General features: G+C 59.5%; 18 protein-coding genes. 12 read left to right on the top strand and 6 right to left on the bottom strand.

The genetic code is table 11. The features are described 5' to 3' along the window. Nucleotides 1-54: 54 nt before the first annotated feature. Nucleotides 55-957, bottom strand: coding sequence for a universal stress protein (locus tag ACOYQJ_RS09920; RefSeq protein ID WP_422905868.1), 903 nt, complete (start codon nucleotides 955-957; stop codon nucleotides 55-57). A gap of 115 nt (nucleotides 958-1,072) precedes the next feature. On the opposite strand from ACOYQJ_RS09920, the gene ACOYQJ_RS09915 reads away from it, so the two are divergent. Continuing rightward, nucleotides 1,073-2,230, top strand: coding sequence for a DUF8173 domain-containing protein (locus tag ACOYQJ_RS09915; RefSeq protein WP_422905867.1), 1,158 nt, complete (start codon nucleotides 1,073-1,075; stop codon nucleotides 2,228-2,230). 44 nt (nucleotides 2,231-2,274) lie between these two features. Here ACOYQJ_RS09915 and ACOYQJ_RS09910 read toward each other — a convergent pair whose 3' ends face one another. Continuing rightward, entirely contained in the window at nucleotides 2,275-2,952 is a 678-nt protein-coding gene (locus ACOYQJ_RS09910) for a helix-turn-helix domain-containing protein (protein WP_422905866.1), read from the bottom strand. Between the two features lie 123 nt (nucleotides 2,953-3,075). Here ACOYQJ_RS09910 and ACOYQJ_RS09905 point away from each other — a divergent pair, with 123 nt between their 5' ends. Next, entirely contained in the window at nucleotides 3,076-3,822 is a 747-nt protein-coding gene (locus ACOYQJ_RS09905; RefSeq protein ID WP_422905865.1) for a response regulator, read from the top strand. Here the strand turns inward: ACOYQJ_RS09905 and ACOYQJ_RS09900 are convergent. The 4 genes from ACOYQJ_RS09900 to ACOYQJ_RS09885 form a co-directional block, all read right to left on the bottom strand. Continuing rightward, nucleotides 3,810-4,139 (bottom strand): hypothetical protein, encoded by a 330-nt coding sequence (locus tag ACOYQJ_RS09900; protein WP_422905864.1) that lies wholly within the window; start codon nucleotides 4,137-4,139, stop codon nucleotides 3,810-3,812. The genes ACOYQJ_RS09905 and ACOYQJ_RS09900 overlap by 13 nt on opposite strands. A 19-nt stretch (nucleotides 4,140-4,158) precedes the next feature. Further along, on the bottom strand, nucleotides 4,159-5,667 hold the full coding sequence (locus tag ACOYQJ_RS09895; RefSeq protein WP_422905863.1) for a tripartite tricarboxylate transporter permease: 1,509 nt from the start codon (nucleotides 5,665-5,667) through the stop codon (nucleotides 4,159-4,161). Continuing rightward, nucleotides 5,667-6,242, bottom strand: a complete 576-nt coding sequence (locus tag ACOYQJ_RS09890) for a tripartite tricarboxylate transporter TctB family protein (RefSeq protein WP_422905862.1) — start codon at nucleotides 6,240-6,242, stop codon at nucleotides 5,667-5,669. The genes ACOYQJ_RS09895 and ACOYQJ_RS09890 overlap by 1 nt, the downstream gene beginning before the upstream one ends. 112 nt (nucleotides 6,243-6,354) lie before the next feature. Further along, nucleotides 6,355-7,353, bottom strand: a complete 999-nt coding sequence (locus ACOYQJ_RS09885; protein ID WP_422905861.1) for a Bug family tripartite tricarboxylate transporter substrate binding protein — start codon at nucleotides 7,351-7,353, stop codon at nucleotides 6,355-6,357. Nucleotides 7,354-7,519: 166 nt separating this feature from the next. Between ACOYQJ_RS09885 and ACOYQJ_RS09880 the strand changes: the two genes are divergently transcribed. The 10 genes from ACOYQJ_RS09880 to ACOYQJ_RS09835 all read left to right on the top strand — a co-directional run bounded on the left by ACOYQJ_RS09880 (nucleotide 7,520) and on the right by ACOYQJ_RS09835 (nucleotide 18,998). Beyond that, nucleotides 7,520-8,203 (top strand): TetR/AcrR family transcriptional regulator, encoded by a 684-nt coding sequence (locus ACOYQJ_RS09880; protein ID WP_422905860.1) that lies wholly within the window; start codon nucleotides 7,520-7,522, stop codon nucleotides 8,201-8,203. 1 nt (nucleotide 8,204) lies between these two features. Next, nucleotides 8,205-9,890: an FAD-dependent oxidoreductase gene (locus ACOYQJ_RS09875; RefSeq protein ID WP_422905859.1), complete on the top strand. Its 1,686-nt coding sequence runs from the start codon at nucleotides 8,205-8,207 to the stop codon at nucleotides 9,888-9,890. Continuing rightward, nucleotides 9,887-10,705: a sugar phosphate isomerase/epimerase family protein gene (locus tag ACOYQJ_RS09870; protein WP_422905858.1), complete on the top strand. Its 819-nt coding sequence runs from the start codon at nucleotides 9,887-9,889 to the stop codon at nucleotides 10,703-10,705. Before ACOYQJ_RS09875 ends, ACOYQJ_RS09870 begins: the two co-directional genes overlap by 4 nt. A 90-nt stretch (nucleotides 10,706-10,795) precedes the next feature. Beyond that, nucleotides 10,796-11,827 (top strand): LacI family DNA-binding transcriptional regulator, encoded by a 1,032-nt coding sequence (locus ACOYQJ_RS09865; RefSeq protein ID WP_422905857.1) that lies wholly within the window; start codon nucleotides 10,796-10,798, stop codon nucleotides 11,825-11,827. Nucleotides 11,828-11,993: 166 nt separating this feature from the next. Next, nucleotides 11,994-12,809, top strand: a complete 816-nt coding sequence (locus tag ACOYQJ_RS09860) for a TIM barrel protein (RefSeq protein ID WP_422905856.1) — start codon at nucleotides 11,994-11,996, stop codon at nucleotides 12,807-12,809. Between the two features lie 82 nt (nucleotides 12,810-12,891). Beyond that, nucleotides 12,892-13,836 carry a substrate-binding domain-containing protein gene (locus ACOYQJ_RS09855; RefSeq protein ID WP_422905855.1) on the top strand — a complete coding sequence of 315 codons (945 nt, stop codon included), beginning with the start codon at nucleotides 12,892-12,894 and terminating at the stop codon, nucleotides 13,834-13,836. 123 nt (nucleotides 13,837-13,959) lie between these two features. Continuing rightward, nucleotides 13,960-15,054 carry an ABC transporter permease gene (locus ACOYQJ_RS09850; RefSeq protein WP_422905854.1) on the top strand — a complete coding sequence of 365 codons (1,095 nt, stop codon included), beginning with the start codon at nucleotides 13,960-13,962 and terminating at the stop codon, nucleotides 15,052-15,054. 11 nt (nucleotides 15,055-15,065) lie between these two features. Then, the gene (locus tag ACOYQJ_RS09845; protein ID WP_422905853.1) at nucleotides 15,066-15,842 is read left to right on the top strand and encodes an ATP-binding cassette domain-containing protein; all 777 of its coding nucleotides are present in this window, start codon (nucleotides 15,066-15,068) and stop codon (nucleotides 15,840-15,842) included. A gap of 128 nt (nucleotides 15,843-15,970) precedes the next feature. Next, a complete protein-coding gene (gene iolG / locus ACOYQJ_RS09840; RefSeq protein ID WP_422905852.1) occupies nucleotides 15,971-16,972 on the top strand; it encodes an inositol 2-dehydrogenase in 1,002 nt (333 codons plus the stop codon). Nucleotides 16,973-17,075: 103 nt separating this feature from the next. Beyond that, nucleotides 17,076-18,998, top strand: a complete 1,923-nt coding sequence (locus tag ACOYQJ_RS09835) for a bifunctional 5-dehydro-2-deoxygluconokinase/5-dehydro-2-deoxyphosphogluconate aldolase (RefSeq protein ID WP_422905851.1) — start codon at nucleotides 17,076-17,078, stop codon at nucleotides 18,996-18,998. Nucleotides 18,999-19,000: the final 2 nt, after the last annotated feature.

Here is a 19,000-nt window from a genome sequence, read left to right as displayed (position 1 = left end):
TAACGGTCAAGTGCGCGCCTGCTCTTGATCCGCATCAATGCAATCACAGGCAGATCATTTGCTGAACATCACTGGCAAACGGGCATCGCGCAGCAAGGCGTGACTGGTGGCCCCCAGTACAAAGTCATAGGCACGCGAATGACCAAAGGCCCCGGTCACGATCAGATCGGAGCCCTTTTCAAAGGCATAGCGCCCAAGCAACGCGGCAATGCCGTCTCCGCCGTTCTCGCGGTGCTGCAACTCGACCTTCAGGCCGTGGCGGTCGTACATGGCGGCGAGATCTATCGCCTCGGCGTCGGAGAGTTCGTCCATGATCCGGTCAATGACACGTAGAACCGTAACCTTGGCCCCCTGCCCCGCGACCAGCGTCAGATCATGCGCGGCGCGCGCCGCCTCGCGCGTGTTGCTCCAACCCAGCAGGATATTGTCGCCCACCGGCGGGCCGTCATACCCTGTTGGCACCACGATCACCGGCCGACCGCTGTCGCGGATCACCAAAGATTGCGCACGGCGCTGGTCATAGCGGTCAGCGTCGCGGTCCTCCTGCCCCATGATCACCAGATCGCAGGCCCGCGCGCAGTCCACCATCCGATCCGAGGCGGTGGCAGATTCAGCTTTGAGAAGCCGCCATTCGCTGGGGAAATCCTCGTTCTTTGTGTGCTTGGAAAAGATCGCTTCGATCTGCGCGGCTTCTTCGCGCTGGCTGGTCGTGAATTCGATGAAGGCCGGTTCCGGAATGTGCATGGCTATCGACGGATAGACCAGAAGCGCTTCGAGCGTGTGTAGCCCCAGCAGATGGGCGTTGTGCCTGCGCGCCAATGGAACAGCCAGTTTCAACAGCGTTGCGGCATGTTCCACGGTGGTCAGACAGACCAGAATGGTCTTGAGCGTCATCCGTCCCTCCGATCCCTCTTTGGGCAAGAGCCCCTGAATGGCGATGTTGGCCCAATCGGCCATCGGATATTGCCAGAATAGCTCTCTGCCGCCGAACCCGATTGATAACGATCAATCCCGCCGCCGCGACCAGAGCTAGAATCCCGTCATTACCAACCCCGGACCACAGGAGCGTAGAATGTCCCTTTCACGTTACGCACTCTGCCTGATCACGGCGCTTTTGCCGGGTCTGCCCGCGATGGCGGACATGACCAGTACGCAGTCTGGCACTGATCTGTTCATCGGCGGTGACACCCTGCTCGAAACCTTGGATGCGCCCGGCGATGTGTTTCTGGCCGGGCAGACCGCCGTGGCACGCGGCACGACCAAAGGCGATCTGCATGTCGCCGGGATGGATCTGTTAATCAGCACTGCCACCGGGCAAGACCTGTACGCCATGGGCGCCGTGGTCACGGTTCTGGGCGCGGTCGGGGAAGATCTTTCTGCCATCGGCATGACAGTGCGGACCGATCCCATGGCCGAGGTCGGCGGCAATGCCCGTTTGCTGGGTCGAACCGTCACCATCGAAGGACCGATATCAGGCGCGCTGATGGCGACCGGGCAAAACGTGCTGCTGAACGCGGTGGTTTCGGGCGATGCCCGGATCTATGCCCAATCACTCAGCTTTGGTCCGCAGGCCAAGGTCATGGGACAGTTGACCTATGGCACCGAAGATCCGGTGACCGTGCCGGGCACGGTCGCCCCTGCCGACCGCGTGATCTTTGAAAGGCTACAGCCGCACGAGTTCTGGGAAAACATGGCCGACATGCGCGACATGGACCATATGCCAGCCATGCCCGGTTTTGGCTCGGTCCTGTTCGGCTTTGTGGTGTCTTTGCTGTTCTTTGTCGCCCTTGCGATGCTGGCGCTGGGGTTCATGCCCAAGCGGCTCGAGCAGCTGCGCGCCAACGCGGCACGGGCGCCGGGCAAGAGCCTGCTGCTGGGGGGGATCGGGCTTTCGGTGTTGTTCGGCATGGTGCCGATCGCCGGGTTGACCATCATCGGGCTGCCCTTGGTTCCCATCGCGCTTCTGGCCATCGTGGTGGCGTGGATACTGGGCTATGCGCTGGGGGCCTATGCCGTTGCCATGCGCATCTGGACGGGCTTTGGTGGTGACGCGCAGCCCGGAAATGTTACGCGATTGCTGATCTTTGCCGCTGCCCTCACGTTGATTGCCGTGCTGAACTTCATCCCCTTCTTCGGCTGGGTGGTGAACTATACGCTGGTGCTTGTCGGGGTTGGCGCAATCACGCGGGCACTACTGCCTTCCCTGCCCAGAGGAACCCCATCAGACTGAGATCAAACACTTGCTAGCCAGACGGATCAGAACGATCCGGGGTGTTACCCTTCCTTGTGCCCCACCGACAGCCCCAGAAGGGCCTGAGGGCGCAGGATGACCACCGTATGAATATTGTCGATGGCGATGACCTTCGCCTTGCGCAGCTGTGTCAGACTACGGCTGACCGTTTCGGTCGTCAGCCCCAGAAAGTCGGCGATATCCGCCCTGCTCATCGGCAGATCAACCTGCCGATATTGCCCCAGCCGCTGCCCGACACGTTCGGACAACGCGCACAAGAACGAGGCAACCCGCTCGGCGGCGGACTTGCGGCCCAGCATCAGGAAATGATCCTGCATCGCGCTAATCTCGCTCAGCGCGGCCTGAAGCAGATCGTGATGCAACTGTGGGTCTTGCGTGCCATCCTCAAGCGCCGCACGGCTGTAGGGCACAACCCGTGTATCGACCAAAACATCGCAATCGGTGTGGTGCAGCCCACCCGAAGGAAAACCAACGATATCGCCGGGATAGCCAAACGAAATCACTTGCCTGCGGCCATCTTCCAGCAGCCGGGTCAGACGCAGAACACCGATTTTCACCTCATAGACATACTGCACCTGATCACCTTCAAAGTAGAGGTAATCCCCCGCCTTGAAACGCGCCTCGGCTGATCTGAATCGTCGCTTTGGCTGGCTGATACGCAGCACGGGCGCGCCATGCGCAGAGGGAATCGTGACGTACATTTGGCAGATCTCCACTCAACTCCAAAGATCAACTTGGGCGAGCGATGTAATTCTGCGTAGTATTCCAAGAAGGAGATTTGTATCATTTTGTAACTGCGTAATCAGATAAGAAAAAAGCCGAAAATGTCGAAAACCCGCGTTCTGATTGTCGATGACGATCCGAAAATTCGATCCCTTCTGAGCGAAGTGTTCGAAGCCGAAGGGTTTTCCGTTCTCGAAGCCACGACGGCTGCAGAAGCGATGCACCAATTGCGCAGTAGCGCGCCGGGGCTTGTTATGCTGGATATTCGGTTGGGGGCTGATAATGGCCTGTCCATCGCACGCGAAATCCGCGCCACGTCGCAAGTGCCGCTGATCATGGTTACGGGTCAGGACGATGTCATCGACCGGGTTGTCGGTCTGGAACTTGGGGCCGATGACTATATCACAAAGCCCTTTCACATCCGCGAGTTGATCGCCCGCGTCCGCAGCGTGTTGCGCCGTTCAACTCCAACGGCAACTCCGCCCGCCGCGCCCGCCAGAGAAGTCAAACGGCGCTTGGTGTTCGATGGATTGACCGCCGATCTCGACCGAATGGAGCTGCGGGACCGCGATGGTCTCGATTGCGGGCTGACCAGCGGCGAATTCAGGCTGCTCAGCGCTTTTATTGAACGGCCCAAACATGCCTTGTCCCGCAATCAGCTGATGGATCTGATCGGCGGCACGGATTGGAGCCCGCTTGATCGTACCATCGACAATCAGGTCGCCCGCCTTCGCAAGAAGATCGAGCGTGACCCTGCCACCCCGCGATTGATCAAGACGATCCGTGGCGTTGGCTACAAATTCACCGCCGACGTAATCACAGTGAGAGACGTCGGTTACAGTCCTTGAAAAACTGGCCAGAATTGGTGGGGCGCGCTACGCGTCGCCTTGCCGACGCCGCCCGTTCCCATCTGGCAGGCTTTGCCGGGATTGGCGGTCCCTTGTCCGGCCAGGTAGGCGTTCATGAAACCGCTGTAACCGGTGTTAATACCCTTTGGGCCATCAACCTCAAAAACCACGGCTTTAACGGTTCCGATGGCGCGCATCAGCGGGTCGGCCACCATCACCTTTGAGGTCACCAGTTCCTTTTCGGGGTATGTGACATTGATGCTCCGAAACCCCGATTGCCGCACCTGATCAAAGGCTTTGGCAAAGGTCAGCCCCATGTCCTTGGGGATCAGCCGGTCATGACGTCGCCTTGCCGAACACGCGGGTTTTCATAACTGTCCAAAGCGGGGTTTGGCTGAAGAAGATCAGGATCACGGCAGTAAACAGCACAAGTGACAGCGGGCTGGTGAAGATGCCTTCGAAAAAGCGGCCCAGATCTTCGCGTTCCGAGATGATCGCCCGGCGCCAGTTGTCATCCAGAAGCCGCGACAGGATCACGCCCAAGATCACCGGACCAAGCGGGTAGCCGTAGTGGCGCATGAAATATCCGAACACGCCGAAGCCAAGCATCCAATAGACATCGGTGATCGAGTTGTTCACCGCATAGGCACCGACAATCGACAGAAGCAGGATCAGCGGGATGATGATCGAACGGGGCATCTCGACGATCCTGGTAAAGATCTTGATCCCCGTCAGGCCGAAGATCAACATGAAGACATTGGCCGTCATCAACGCTCCGACGATGAACCAGAACATGTCCGGCTGATCGATCATCAGCATCGGTCCGGGGTTCAACCCGTGGATGAACAAAGCGCCAATCATGATGGCCGTTACTGCATCACCGGGGATGCCAAGGGTCATCATGGGGATAAAGGCTCCGCCCACGGCGGCATTATTGGCGGTCTCGGGGGCAACCAGCCCTTCCATCGCGCCCAGTCCAAAGGGGCGTTCGGGGGTCTTGGTCACACGCTTGGCGTGGTCATAGGCCATCAGCGCCGCGATGTCCCCACCAGTGCCGGGCAGAGCGCCGATAATCACGCCGATGCTTGAGGTTTGCAGCGACAGCGGAAGGTATTTCCGGATCGTTCCGAACGAGGGCACGATCTTGTCGATCTTCTGACGGATGGTCTTCATATTGACGTTCTGCAATTGCAGCAGGGCTTCGGAGACGCCGAACATCCCGATCATGACCGCAATAAAGGAAATACCGCCCTCCATCATCCGCAGATCAAAGGTGAAGCGTTCGGTAAAGGTCAGCGGATCTCGGCCCACCGCCCCGATGGCGATGCCCAAAGCCCCCGCAAAGATGCCTTTGACCAAGGAGCCGCTGGACAGCGAGCCGACCAGAAGAATGCCAAGTACGGCCAGCAGCATGTAATCACGCGGTTGGAATGTCAGCGCGAATTCGGACACGAAAGGGGCGGCGACTGCGAGCACAAGAATGCCGATCAGCCCGCCGAAAAAGGACATGACCGTCGTGACACCGATGGCCTGCCCCGCCTCGCCGCGCTGCGCCATCGGATAGCCGTCCATCGCCGTGGCTATCGCCGAGGGCGCGCCGGGAATGTTGAGCAGGATCGCTGTGCGTGACCCGCCATAGACTCCGCCCATGTAGATGCCGACCATCAGGGAGATCGCCGGATAGACGTCCCATGAAAACGTGAACGAGATCAGGATCGAGACCGCCATGGTGACGGACAACCCCGGGATCGCGCCGATATAGATCCCGGCGAAAGTTCCCACGCCGACCAGAAGCAAAAGCTCGGGTTGGGTGAAAATCGTGAGAATGGCGAGTATGGTGTCCATCACGACGGCCCCCCGGAAAACAGATTGCGGAACAGTTGGATAAATTCAGCCTCGGGGACGATCCCGGCAGGCAAAAGCACAGTGAACACCACCCGGAAGATGATCCAGATCACCAGCAGTGATCCAAGCGAGACCACCAGCGTGTAGCCCCAGCCTCTGCGCGCCAGAACCTTGATGGCGACGGTCAGGAACACGGCGGCGGTTGGGAGGAACCCAAGCGGTTTCAATGCCAGCCCGAAAGCGATCAGAAACCCGATGAAGACGATCACCATGACGGGCAGAATGTCCTTGGCGATGGTTTCGGACGGCACCTTTTCCAAACGCCGGGTGCGCAGAGCGACGACCACAGCCGAGATCACCATCACCAGCGTTGTTGCCATTGGAACCGCCCCCGGGGCCGAGAGGGCCTCAAATCCCGAAATCCCATAGGCGCTGTACAGCAAGAACAAGCTTGCGATGCTCAAAAAGATCGCGAAGCCCAATTCGCCGGGACGCCTTTGGTGGTCGTATCCGCCGGGCGTTGCGTCGGATGTGCCGTCGTGGTGGTCGCTGTCGCCTCTGAAGTCCGGATCCATGACCCTCTCCTCCGCTATGTGTTACTCCGAGTTCCTCTCTCGGAACGCAATGCGCCGCCATGGTAGGCAGGCCCGAAGGCCCGCCATCCGACCAAGTTGCTGGGTCTGCGCGTTACGGACGCGCGATGCCGAATTCTTCCGGAGAAGCTTTGGTCAGACCGGCGTCTTGCAGAAGCCACGCGGTGCCTTGCTGCCATTTGGTCAGGAAGTCAGTCGCTTCAGCGCCGCTGATGCCCATCATGGTAAAGCCGCGATCATCCATCAGCTTGACGAAGTCAGGGTTCGTTGCGCCCTCGGCGAAGGCGGCACTCAGGTTGGCGACCACATCATCCGGCGTGCCATTGGGAACGAAAACGCCAAAGAATGGGCCCCAAGGCAGGTAGGTTTTGTAACCTTCGTTGTACGCCGTCACCAGCGGCACATCAGGCAGCTTTTCGTTCTGTTCGACGTCGAAGATGACGATGGGTTTCATCGACCCGGCGCGAATGCCTTCGATAGCGGCCCCCAGAACGGCGGGCATGACGTCGACCGCGCCCCCCTGAAGGGCGGTCAGAGCAGGTCCATCACCATCGTAGGGAACGGCGATCACATCGAGATTGCCTTCGACAGTGTTCATCATCGCGGTGATGACCGAAGGCAGGCCGCCGGGGCCGGTTGCGCCAAAGCGCAGCTCGCCCGGGTTCTTCGCGATGTAGTCCATCATGCCAGCGTAATCATCGAAAGGCGCGTCATTGTTGGCAACCAGCATCGGGGTGCCGCGGGCCAGAATATTGATCGCGATGAAATCGGTATAATCCTTGTCGCCAAGGCCCATCACCTTGTAAAGCATCGGATTTTCCGCGCCCATCAACAGCGTGTAGCCATCGGCATCCGCATCGGCAACGTAGTTGAGCGCAATGGCACCAACAGCGCCCGTCATGTTCTGCATGACAACAGTGCCACCCAAAGCATCTTCGGCGTGCGGCGTGACCGAGCGCATGACGGTATCGGTGGAGCCGCCGGCCCCCCACTGGATAATTCCCTGAATTTCCTTGCTCGGGTAATCCTGCGCGGTTGCAACACTGGCGCTCAGTCCAAGCGCAACCAGTGCGCCAATCAATTTACGAGACATATCTGTCCTCCCTTGGTGTTCTTCTGGCCGACGAATCGCTCCTCGCATCGCCGGTCGCATTTCCGTTTTATGTACCTATAAGTTAATTTGTCAATTTAAATGTACCTTGAAGTTAATTCATGTGATATCCGATAGTCGGAATCATATGGTGTCGTGAGGGTACAACATGGATGATAGCGCAGAACGTCCGGCAAAGCCGCGCAAGACATCGTGGAAAAAAGACCCCGAAGCGGTTAAGGAAAACATCCTTGCGATCGCAACCGAAGAGTTTGCGGCACACGGCCTTGCCGGGGCCAACATCAATGAAATCGCCAACAAGACCTCTACCTCCAAGCGCATGATTTACTACTATTTTGGCGACAAAGAGGGACTGTATTGCGCGGTTCTGGAAAGGGTCTATGCCTCGCTGCGCCATGGCGAAGACTTGCTGGATGTGGCGGACCTCGACCCGGTGCCGGCACTGCAGCGCCTGATCGAAGCGACCTTTGACGCCCACGTAAACGCGCCGCATTTCATCCGGCTGGTGATGATCGAAAACATCCATAACGCGGACTACCTGCGCAAATCCGACATCGTTCCGAAACTGAACCGATCCATCATCGACAAGCTCGAGGACGTCTGCGCACGCGGCAAGGCCGAGGGGACGTTCCGCAAAGGGACCGATCCGCTGGAGCTGCACTGGCTGATCAGTTCGATCAGTTTCTATAACGTCTCGAACCGCCACACATTTTCGACCTCGTTCGGGAAGAAGCTCTTTTCGAAGGCACACCAGGCGGTGCTGAAACAGCGCGTGGTAGACATGATCTTGACCGCTGCCATCATTGATCACGAACCGACGGCGTGGAACTGAAATGACCGGGTCTCAGACATGCGATCTCGTGGTGATCGGCTCGGGCGCTGCGGGCCTGTCGGCGGCGGTCACCGCGGCGCATAAGGGCTTGAAGGTGATTGTATTGGAGAAAGCCCCCGTTCTGGGCGGTACGACCGCCTGGTCCGGAGGCTGGATGTGGGTGCCCCGCAATCCACTGGCGATCCAGGCGGGCATTGTCGAAGATTTCGATGCGCCGCGACGCTATCTTGCCAATGTGCTAGGCAATAATTTCGACGCGGACAAGGTGGATGCCTTTCTGCGCGCTGCCCCGGAAATGGTCAGCTTTTTCGAGGATGCAACCGCGCTCCAATTCGAAAGCGGAACGCATATTCCGGACACTTACAGCGATCTGCCCGGGGCTGGACAGGGCGGGCGATCTGTCATTGCCGCTCCGTTCGATGGTCGCAGTCTGGGCCGCGATATCGATCGCCTGCGCAAGCCCTTGGCCGAGACGACCTTTATGGGCATGACCATTCAGGCCGGAGCAGACCTGAAGGCGTTCATGACGATGACCCGCTCGCTGTCCGCCTTTGTCCATGTGACACGGCGCTTTGGGCGGCACCTGTCGGATCTGGCGTGGTATCGGCGCGGGATGCAACTGCGCAATGGCAACGCCCTGATCGCACGCCTGATGAAATCCGCGCTTGATTTGGGTGTCGATCTCCGAACCTCCGTCACTGTCGCGAAATTGGAGGCCGATGCGGGGCGCGTTTGCCGTGTGGGGGTCGCGACCGCGGGCGAACCCACTTGGATCCCGGCGCGATGTGGCGTCGTTCTGGCCACAGGAGGCGTGCCGCACGATGTTGCGCGGCTGGCACCCCTGTCGTTTCGCAACACGCCGCCGCGCAGCTTGGCCACGCCCTTCAGCACAGGCCAGGGCGCCGCACTGGCCGAGGCGCTCGGCGCGGGATTTGACCGGTCGCTGGCCTCTGCTTCGGCCTATTGCCCGGTGTCGGAAGTGCCAATGCCGGACGGCACAACCGCCTTGTTCCCGCATATCATCGAACGCGGCAAACCCGGAATAATCGGTGTGCTGCGAAATGGTCAGCGGTTCTGCAACGAGGGCAACGGTTATCATGACTACGTGACCGCCTTGCTGGCCGCCACGCCCGAGGGCGCCACGCCGGAATCCTGGTTGATCTGCACAAAAGCCTTTCAGCGCCGGTATGGTCTGGGCATTTCCCGTCCCAGTCCGCTGCCGGTCGGCCCCTATCTGCGCTCGGGCTACATCAAGTACGGACGAACGGTCGAGGAACTGGCATGCGCTTGCGGCATTGACCCGGATGGCTTGGAGCAGACGCTGGAGGCCTACAATAGCCACGCAAGTCAGGGCAAAGATCCGGCCTTTGGTCGCGGCGAAACCGCCTATAACCGGTTGCAGGGCGATGCGTTGCAAAGGCCCAACCCTTGCCTCGCTCCGATTGAGACCGGGCCATTCTACGCAGTCCGGGTGATCCCCGGAAGCTTTGGAACCTTTGCGGGGCTTAAGACGAATGGAAATGCCCAGGTGCTGCGCAAAGACGGTTCAGTGATCGAAGGGCTTTACGCCGCAGGCACGGACATGGCCAGCGTGATGGGCGGCCATTACCCGGCCGGAGGTATCAATCTGGGACCGGCGATGACCTTTGGATTTATCGCGGGCAAACACGCGGCGGAGAGACCATGACACGACCCCTATCGCTGGCACATCTGACCTTTCTGGATCTGCCGCCCCCGGCTTTGGTGCGCGTTGCGGCCGCGGCGGGGTTTGCCGCCGTTGGCTTGCGCCTGATCGCAGTGACCCCGACGACGCCGGGGTATGCTCTGATGGATGATCCGAAGATGATGCGGGAAACACGTGCTGCCCTGCGCGATACAGGCGTCACCGTCAATGATATCGAATTTCTGCGCTTTACACCTGATTTCCAAGCGGACCAATTCGATGCGTTCCTGTCCGTCGGGGCGGAATTGGGCGCGAAATACATCGTCACAGCCCCCTATGATCCCGACCTTGGGCGGCTGTCCGACAATCTGGCCCGTTTCGCCGACCGCGCGGCTGGGTTCGGGCTTGCCCCGGTTCTGGAGTTCTTCCCCTGGACCAATGTGGCTGATTTGCAGGCGGCGCTGGAGATCGTGACCAACACAGGCACGGCCTCGGCGGGCGTTCTGCTGGACACCCTGCATTTTGACAGGTCCGGCAGCCAGCTTGGCGATATTTCGCGGGCGGATCCAAGCCGCCTGCCCTTCATCCATCTGTGCGACGCCTTGGTAAAGCCCTCCTACTCGGAGGAAGAACTGTTGCACACCGCCCGCGAGGCACGTCTGATCCCGGGACATGGACAGATCGGGTTAACCGATATTCTTGAGCGCCTGCCGCGCGACACAGGGATTGGCGTGGAAATTCCCGCAAGTGCAGTGCCTGAGAGCGGATCAGAAACCGCAAGAGCCAGAGAAATCTTCTTGGGCACACACAAGCTTTTGGGGCGCACGGCTCTTGCTTGAAAAAAACGGCGCAAAGTCTCGAATGGCTCAAGGGCTTCTGTTGGCAAAGCTTTCATGAGACAATGACGGAAATCCGTCAAGGAGGCGACTTTGGCCAACAGACCAACCATTTCGGACGTTGCCCGCGCCGCTGGCGTAAGCGTAACAACAGTTGACCGGGCGCTGAATGGGCGCTCCAAAGTGCGCGAGGAAACCGTACGCAAAATCGCCGAGGCGGCCCACCGCATCGGATATCACGGTCACGGCCTTTTCCAGAGCCGCCTTGACGCCACGCTGCCCGAATTGCGCCTTGGCTTCGTGCTGTCGAAAAAGTCTCAGGAATTCTACCAGAACTTCACCCGGGAGATTGAAAAAGCCGTGGCCGACAGAACGGACATTCGCGGCTTTGCTGACATTCGGTATTCCTCGTCGCAATCGCCCGGTGAATATGCCGAACTGCTCACCGATCTGGGGAAAACCTGTGACGCGGTAGCTTGCACTGCGGTGAATGACAAGCGCCTGAACCAAATTGTAAGTGATCTGAAGGCAGATGGCGTGCCTGTCTTTTCTGTTCTGAACGATTTCGCACAAGGTATCCGTAAGAATTACCTCGGTCTGAACAACATGAAGGTTGGACGAGTTGCGGCTTGGATGATCACCAAAACCGCGCCGCACCCGGGAAAACTTGCGATTTTCGTCGGCGGCAACCGGTGGCACGGGCATGATCTGCGCGAGGTTGGATTTCGATCCTTCGTGCGCGAGGTTGATCGCGGCTTTACGGTTTTGGATACGCTGGTGAACCTCGAAACGCGGCAAGTGACTTATGAGGCGACGCTGGACTTGCTGATCAGGCACCCTGATCTTACCGGAATTTATGTGGCGGGTGGCGGTATGGAGGGGGCGATCGCGGCTTTGCGCGAAGTTCATGAAACGCCAAAGGTCGCGTTGGTGGTGAACGAACTGACGGCCGAAAGCCGTGCGGCCTTGATTGACGGCTATGCGGTCATGGCGATTGCAACACCCCTGCCCGCTTTGTGCAAAGAGCTTGTCGATCTGATGACCAAGGCAACGCGGCACGAGGACGACGGCATTGCCGGGCAACACTTCCTTGATCCGCTGATCATATTGCCGGAACTTCTGTAGCCATCACTCAAGTAAATGACGTTATTCCATCATTTCCATAGATCATTTTACGTCATTAATGGAATAAAATTCATCGCTTCAAATTGACCGAATCTGAATTCTGGCGTCAAGTCTGCTCAGCATCGCGATCAGCCAACATAAGGCTGACGGCGGTGGGGAGGATATTATGAAAACTGCACTGAACCATATGACGGTGCCCAATTTGGGTTATGTCGATTTTCTCGATCTTGCGGTTCACTTGGGCTGTGTTGGCGTCGAGGTCCGCAACGATATCGCGCGGCCTTTGTTTGACGGGCTTGATCCCGCCGAGGCGGGGCGGATCGCAGCGGACAAGGGCCTGCGGCTGGTCGGACTGAGCCAAGTTTACCCCTTCAACTCCTGGAATGCCGAACGCGAAGCGGCGGTACGCGCCCTGATTGCCATCGCGGAACAGGCCGGGGCTGAAACCATCAGCCTGATCCCGCGCAACGACGGCACCGGATTGGGCGATGGCATCCGTCAGGCAAATCTGCGTGTGGCGATGAAATCCATCCTGCCGATGCTGGAAGAGGCAGGATTGACCGCTCTGATTGAACCGCTCGGGTTCTTGCGCTCGTCGCTGCGCTCCAAACAGGATCTGGTCGACACCATCGAGTCGATCGGCGGGCAGAAGCATTTCAAGCTGGTGCACGACACATTCCACCACAGGCTTGCCAATGGCGGGCCGATTTTCCCGGACCAAACCGGGATTGTGCATATCTCGGCCGTCGTCGACCCCACCCTTGCCATTGAGCAGATGGAAGACGAGCACCGCGTGCTGGTGGACGAAAATGACCGACTGGGCAATGTCGAACAGATCGCGGCGCTGATCGCCGCAGGATATGACGGCCCGATTTCGTACGAGTGCTTCTCGCCCGAGACCCATGCGATGGCCGATCCTTACGACCAGATCAAATGTTCATTCGATTTCATATCCTCGCAGCTTCGGGCCAAAGCGGCCTGACAAACGGGGAATGATTGCCCCGGTCAACGGGGCATCCGGTTAGGATAACGGTGCACCGGACACCAAATTAGGGAGGAAACCCATGAAAAAGACTCTGTTCGCTGCAGGTATCGCTGCACTGATGTCGACCACCGCAATGGCCGAAACCGTTGGCGTTTCGATGGCGCTGTTCGACGACAACTTTTTGACCGTTCTGCGCAACGGAATTCAGGAATTCGCTGACGGCATGGATGGTGTCGATGTCCAGATCGAGGACGCACAAAACGACGTGGCCAAGCAGCTTGACCAGATCAACAACTTTGTCGCCAGCGGCGTTGACGCGATCATCGTGAACCCGGTCGACACTTCGGCCACCCAAGCCATGACCCAGGCCGCTGCCGCCGCTGGTGTGCCGCTGGTCTATGTGAACCGCCAGCCGATCAACGTCGAAACCCTGCCCGACAATCAGGCTTTCGTGGCCTCGAACGAGATCGAGTCCGGCACGCTGGAAGCCTTTGAGGTCTGCAAGATGCTGCGGGCTGCGGGCAAAGCCGGCGGCGCGCGCGCCTATGTCATGATGGGCGAGCTTTCCAATCAGGCCGCCGTACAGCGCACCAAGGACGTCGAGGATATTCTGGGCATCGACATGTGCAACTTTATCGAAGTGGTCGATCAGCAGACCGCCAACTGGTCGCGCGACGAAGCGCAGGATCTGATGACGAACTGGCTGTCCACCGGCGAGCCCTTTGACGCCGTGATCGCAAACAACGACGAGATGGCCATTGGCGCCATTCAGGCGATGAAAGCGGGCGGTCTGGATATGGCAGATATCGTCGTCGGCGGTGTCGATGCCACACAAGACGCGCTGGCCGCGATGCAGGCCGGTGATCTGGATGTGACCGTATTCCAGGACGCGGCTGGCCAAGGTTCGGGCGCATTGAACGCGGCACTGGCGCTGGCGAAGGGCGAAGACGTAGATCAGAAGGTCTATATCCCCTTCAAGCTGGTGACCCCGGCGAACATCGACGACTACACGTCCAAAAACTAAAGGCGCGCTGGCCTTGGGCGAAAACGTCGAGGCGCAGGAAAGAACCGGGACGGCGCGCCAGTCGCGCCGCCCGACCGCATCCCGAAGCCGGACACCGAGGATGCATCAGGAGGAGTGGACCCTATGGCAGACAGCAACGTGCACGGTATTGGCGGGCTGACGTTCGATCAAAAAAAACGTTCATGGCCGAACGAGATGAACGTGTTCATCGCTTTGATCGCCATCATCGCGATCTTCGAAATCCTTGGGCAGGTACTGCCCTATATGAACGGCCAAAGCCTGCTGTTCGACACGCAAGGCCGCTTTGACAGCATTTTCAACGAAGCCCGCCTGAAGATCATCATCCTTCAGGTTTCGATCATTGGGATCATCGCTATTGGTTCGACCCAAGTGATTATATCCGGCGGGATCGATCTGAGCCCCGGCTCGATCGTCGGTCTGACCGCAATGATCGCCATGAGTTTCGCGCAAACGGCGCTGGTCAATGGCAACCCAAACCCCAAGGCGATCTTTGGCGATTGGGCCATGGACCTGCCGGTGATCGTGCCTGTCGCGGTGGCGCTGCTGTGCGGTATGATCGCAGGGTTTATAAATGGGTTTCTGATCGCCACCACGCGGATTCCGCCCTTCATCGCCACGCTTGGGATGATGGTCGCTGCGCGCGGCGCGGCCAAATGGTGGTCCAAAGGGCGCCCGATCTCGTTCCCGACCGACGAATTTTCAAGCATCGGCAACGGGCTGTCCGGTTGGGCACCGGTCGTCATTTTTGTCGGGCTGGCCGTTCTGTTCCACTTTATCCTGAAATTCACGGTCTATGGCAAACACACCTATGCCATCGGCTCGAACGAAGACGCAGCCCGGATGTCCGGCATCAAGGTCAACCACCACAAGGTGCTGGTCTACACCATCGCCGGGATGCTGGCGGGCCTGTCGGCCTTGGTTCTGGCATCAAAGAACCTGACGGCACAGGCGGGCATGGGGGTGATGTACGAATTGGATGCCATCGCCATGACTGTCATCGGCGGCGTGTCTCTGGCGGGCGGGCGCGGCTCGATCGTTGGCACTGTGCTGGGTGCGCTGATATTTGGTGTGATCATCTCGGGCTTCACCTATCTGCGCCTCGACGCCTACTACCAGGAAATGGTCAAGGGCGTGATCATCGTGGCGGCGGTCGTGCTTGACCAATGGCGCCAACGCCGCGCTGCGAACATGGCCTGAGGGAGGGCGACATGAAGGATATCATTCTCGAAACCCGCGACCTGACGAAACATTATGGCGGCGTGCACGCGCTTGAAGGGGCCAATTTCACCCTGCGCAAGGGGGAACATGTGGCCATCATGGGGGACAACGGGGCGGGCAAATCGACCTTTGTGCGCCAGATCACCGGTGTGGAAACCCGCACCCGCGGCGAGGTCATCTTTGACGGCAAGCCGGTGTCTTTCGAAAACCCGATGGACGCGCGCAATGCGGGTATCGAGACGGTGTTTCAGACACTTGCCCTTGCCGATCAGCTGGACGTGCCGGACAATCTGTTCCTTGGCCGCGAGCTGATCAAGTTCAAGCTTGGGCCGTTTTCGATCCTTGATTACAAGGCAATGCGCGAACGCACCATGCAGGCGCTGGAAAAGACCGGGGTGAAGATTCCCAACATCAAGAACACCATCCAGAACATGTCCGGCGGCCAGCGCCAGTGTGTCGCCATCGCACGCACCGCAACCTTCCATTCCAAGCTGACAATCATGGACGAACCCACGGCAGCGCTTGGCGTGCAAGAGACCGCGCAGGTCGAAAACATCGTGCGAACTTTGAAAGCGGCGGGTGAGCCATTGATCCTGATTTCGCACAACATGCGGCAGGTGATGGACCTGTGTGACCGCATCGTGGTGTTTCGCCGTGGCCGTATCTGCGCCAACCTCGACATCACCACCGGCGATGTCACCGGCGAAGACGTCGTGGCCTATATCACGGGCGCCAAGACTCAGGACGAATACTCCGACGCCGCATGACAAACCAACACGCGTGCGTCAACAAGGCGGCGCGGCGGCAGGTGGCCGGCGGATCACTTCCCCGGCGGCCATCTGTCGTTTAAGACACGCGCGCCAAAGGGTGCGCACCTTCAGGAAATGAGGACCAAATGACTGTACGTTTTGCAATTCTGGGGGCGGGCCGCATCGGTCAGGTCCATGCCCGCGCCGTGGCAAGCACCCCCGGTGCAACACTTGTCGCGATCTCGGATCCCTTCGCAGACGCGGCACAAAAGGTTTCGGACCAATATGGTTGCGATATCCGCTCGATCGACGACATTGCGGCGGCATCGGATGTGGATGCCGTTGCCATCTGCACCCCGACCGACACGCACGCGAACCTGATCGAACAGTTCGCCAAGGCCGGCAAAGCCATCTTCTGCGAGAAACCCGTTGATCTCAGCGTTGCCCGCGTCCGCGAGGCGCTGGCCACGGTCGAGGCAGAGCGGGCAACCCTGATGGTCGGTTTCAACCGCCGGTTTGATCCCGACTTCATGGCGGCGAAGGCAGCGATCGACAATGGCAGCATCGGTGATGTCGAAATGATCACCATCACATCGCGCGATCCTGGTGCACCACCACATGACTACATCAAGGTTTCGGGCGGAATTTTCCGCGACATGACGATCCATGACTTTGACATGGCGCGCTGGCTGCTGGGCGAAGAGGTCGAAACCGTTCAGGCCTCGGCCTCGGTCCTGACCGATCCCAAGATTGGCGAGCTAAGCGATTTCGATAGCGTCAACGTGATCCTGCGGACCGCCTCGGGCAAGCAATGCGTGATCACCAACTCGCGGCGCGCCACCTATGGCTATGACCAACGGATCGAAGTGTTGGGGTCCAAGGGCATGGTCAGCGCCCGCAATATGAGCGAGGCCAACATCGAACTGGCGGGAACCGGTGGTTTCACGTCCCCGCCCCTGCTGAACTTCTTCATGACCCGCTATACTGCTGCCTACGCCAATGAAATCGCGGCCTTCGTTGCTGCGGTGGCCGAAGGTGCCCAGACGCCGACCACCGGTCAGGATGGCTTGATGGCCCTGGTACTCGCAGAGGCTGCATTGAAATCGGTCGCTGAAGGCCGCGTTGTCAAACTGTCCGAGATTTCCTGACCGCGGCGACACTCTCTGACACCAAGACCGTCGCCTTTCTGCCTGCTCCGTCCGCGTGCCCGGGGCAGGTCAATTGGGCGACGTTTCCCGACAAGGACATCCGATGACGAAACTGCTTGATGTAATCACAATTGGCCGAGCCGGAGTTGATCTTTATGGCGCACAGATCGGCGGGCGCTTGGAGGACATGGCGTCCTTTGAAAAGTATATTGGCGGCTCGCCGACCAATATCGCCTGTGGCACGGCCCGTCTTGGTCTGAAATCGGCGCTGATCAGCCGGGTCGGCGATGAGCACATGGGACGGTTCATCACCGAGCAACTGGCACGTGAGGGGGTCTGCACCGATGGAGTGGTGACTGACCCCGAGCGGCTGACCGCGCTGGTGATCCTTGGTATCCGCGACCGCGAACAGTTCCCGCTGATCTTCTACCGCGAGAATTGCGCCGACATGGCACTGTGCGAAGACGACATCGACCCCGAGTTCATCAAATCGGCCCGTTCGGTCGTGCCCACCGGTACCCATCTGAGCAACGAACGCACCCGCGCCGCCGTGATCAAGGCGCTGACCATCGCGCGCGAAAACGGCATTCAGACGGCGCTCGACATCGATTATCGCCCGAACCTTTGGGGCGTGTTGGGCCACGGCGACGGCGAAAGCCGCTTTGCCGAAAGCGCTGAGGTGACGGCGCAGCTGATTAGCACTTTGCACCTGTTCGACCTGATTGTCGGCACTGAGGAAGAGTTCCACATTGCTGGCGGCAGCACTGACACCATCAAGGCCTTGCGCGCTGTGCGCGAGGTCAGCGGCGCGACACTGGTCTGCAAGCGCGGACCGATGGGCGCTGTGGCCTTTGCAGGTGAGATCCCGGACAGTCTGGATGACGGCGAAGCAGGCCCCGGCTTTCCCATCGAAGTATTCAACGTACTGGGCGCGGGCGATGGCTTTATGTCCGGCCTGCTCAAGGGTTGGCTGGATGGCGAGGACTGGCCGACCACGCTGAAATACGCCAATGCCTGCGGCGCATTTGCGGTGTCGCGTCACGGCTGCACCCCGGCCTATCCGTCTTGGGAAGAGCTTCAGTTTTTCTTTGAGCGCGGGATCAAGCAGCCGGATCTACGCAATGACGAAGAATTGGAACAGGTACATTGGGCCACCAGCCGCCACACCCGCCCCGGTGCCCAAGCGGGCGCGCTGCGCACTTTTGCCTTTGATCACCGCATGCAGCTTGAGGAAATGGAGGGCTATACCCCGGCCAAGGGCAGCGCCTTCAAAGAGCTTTGCCTTGACGCGGCCTTGCAGGTGCAGGCCGGCCGCCCCGGCTATGGCATCCTGTGCGACAACCGCATCGGCCGCACCGCCCTGCACCGCGCCAGTGGCACAGACCTGTGGATTGGCCGCCCGACTGAGGACCCCGGTTCGCGCCCGATCGCCTTCGAGGCGGATCTCGGCGAGGATTTTGGCCGCTTCAGGGAATGGGCGCGCGAAAATGTCGTCAAGCTGCTGGTCTTTTGCCACCCGGACGACGACGCCAAAACGCGTAGCTTGCAGGAAAAGCGCGTGAAACGCCTGTTCACCGCCGCGCGACGCAACGCTCTGGAGTTTCTTTTGGAAGTGATCCCATCCAAGGTGGGTCCAGTGGACGACACAACAACGGCTACCTTGATTCAGCAATTCTATGACGCTGGCGTCACGCCTGATTGGTGGAAGCTCGAGCCGTTCAAAACAGATGCGGCCTGGCAAAACGCCGTGGATGCAATCGAGCGCAACGATCCGCGCACGCGCGGTGTCGTGGTGCTGGGGCTGGACGCACCCGAGGCCGAGCTTGCGGCCTCGTTCGAAATGGCCGCCCGGCAGCCGCTGGTCAAAGGCTTTGCGGTGGGCCGGACGATCTTTGGCGACGCCGCCCGCGCATGGATGAAGGGTGAGATGAGCGATACAGAAGCCGTCGATATGATGGCAACGCGCTATGCGCGGCTTTGCAAACTATGGGACAATGCCCGCGCGACGGCCCAGGGGGGGAACTGAAA

It is taken from the genome of Pacificoceanicola algae (genome assembly GCF_049341065.1).
Classification (GTDB): Bacteria; Pseudomonadota; Alphaproteobacteria; order Rhodobacterales; family Rhodobacteraceae; genus Pacificoceanicola.
Note: the sequence above shows the minus strand (reverse complement) of the source record. Positions and strands in the feature narration are given on the sequence as shown.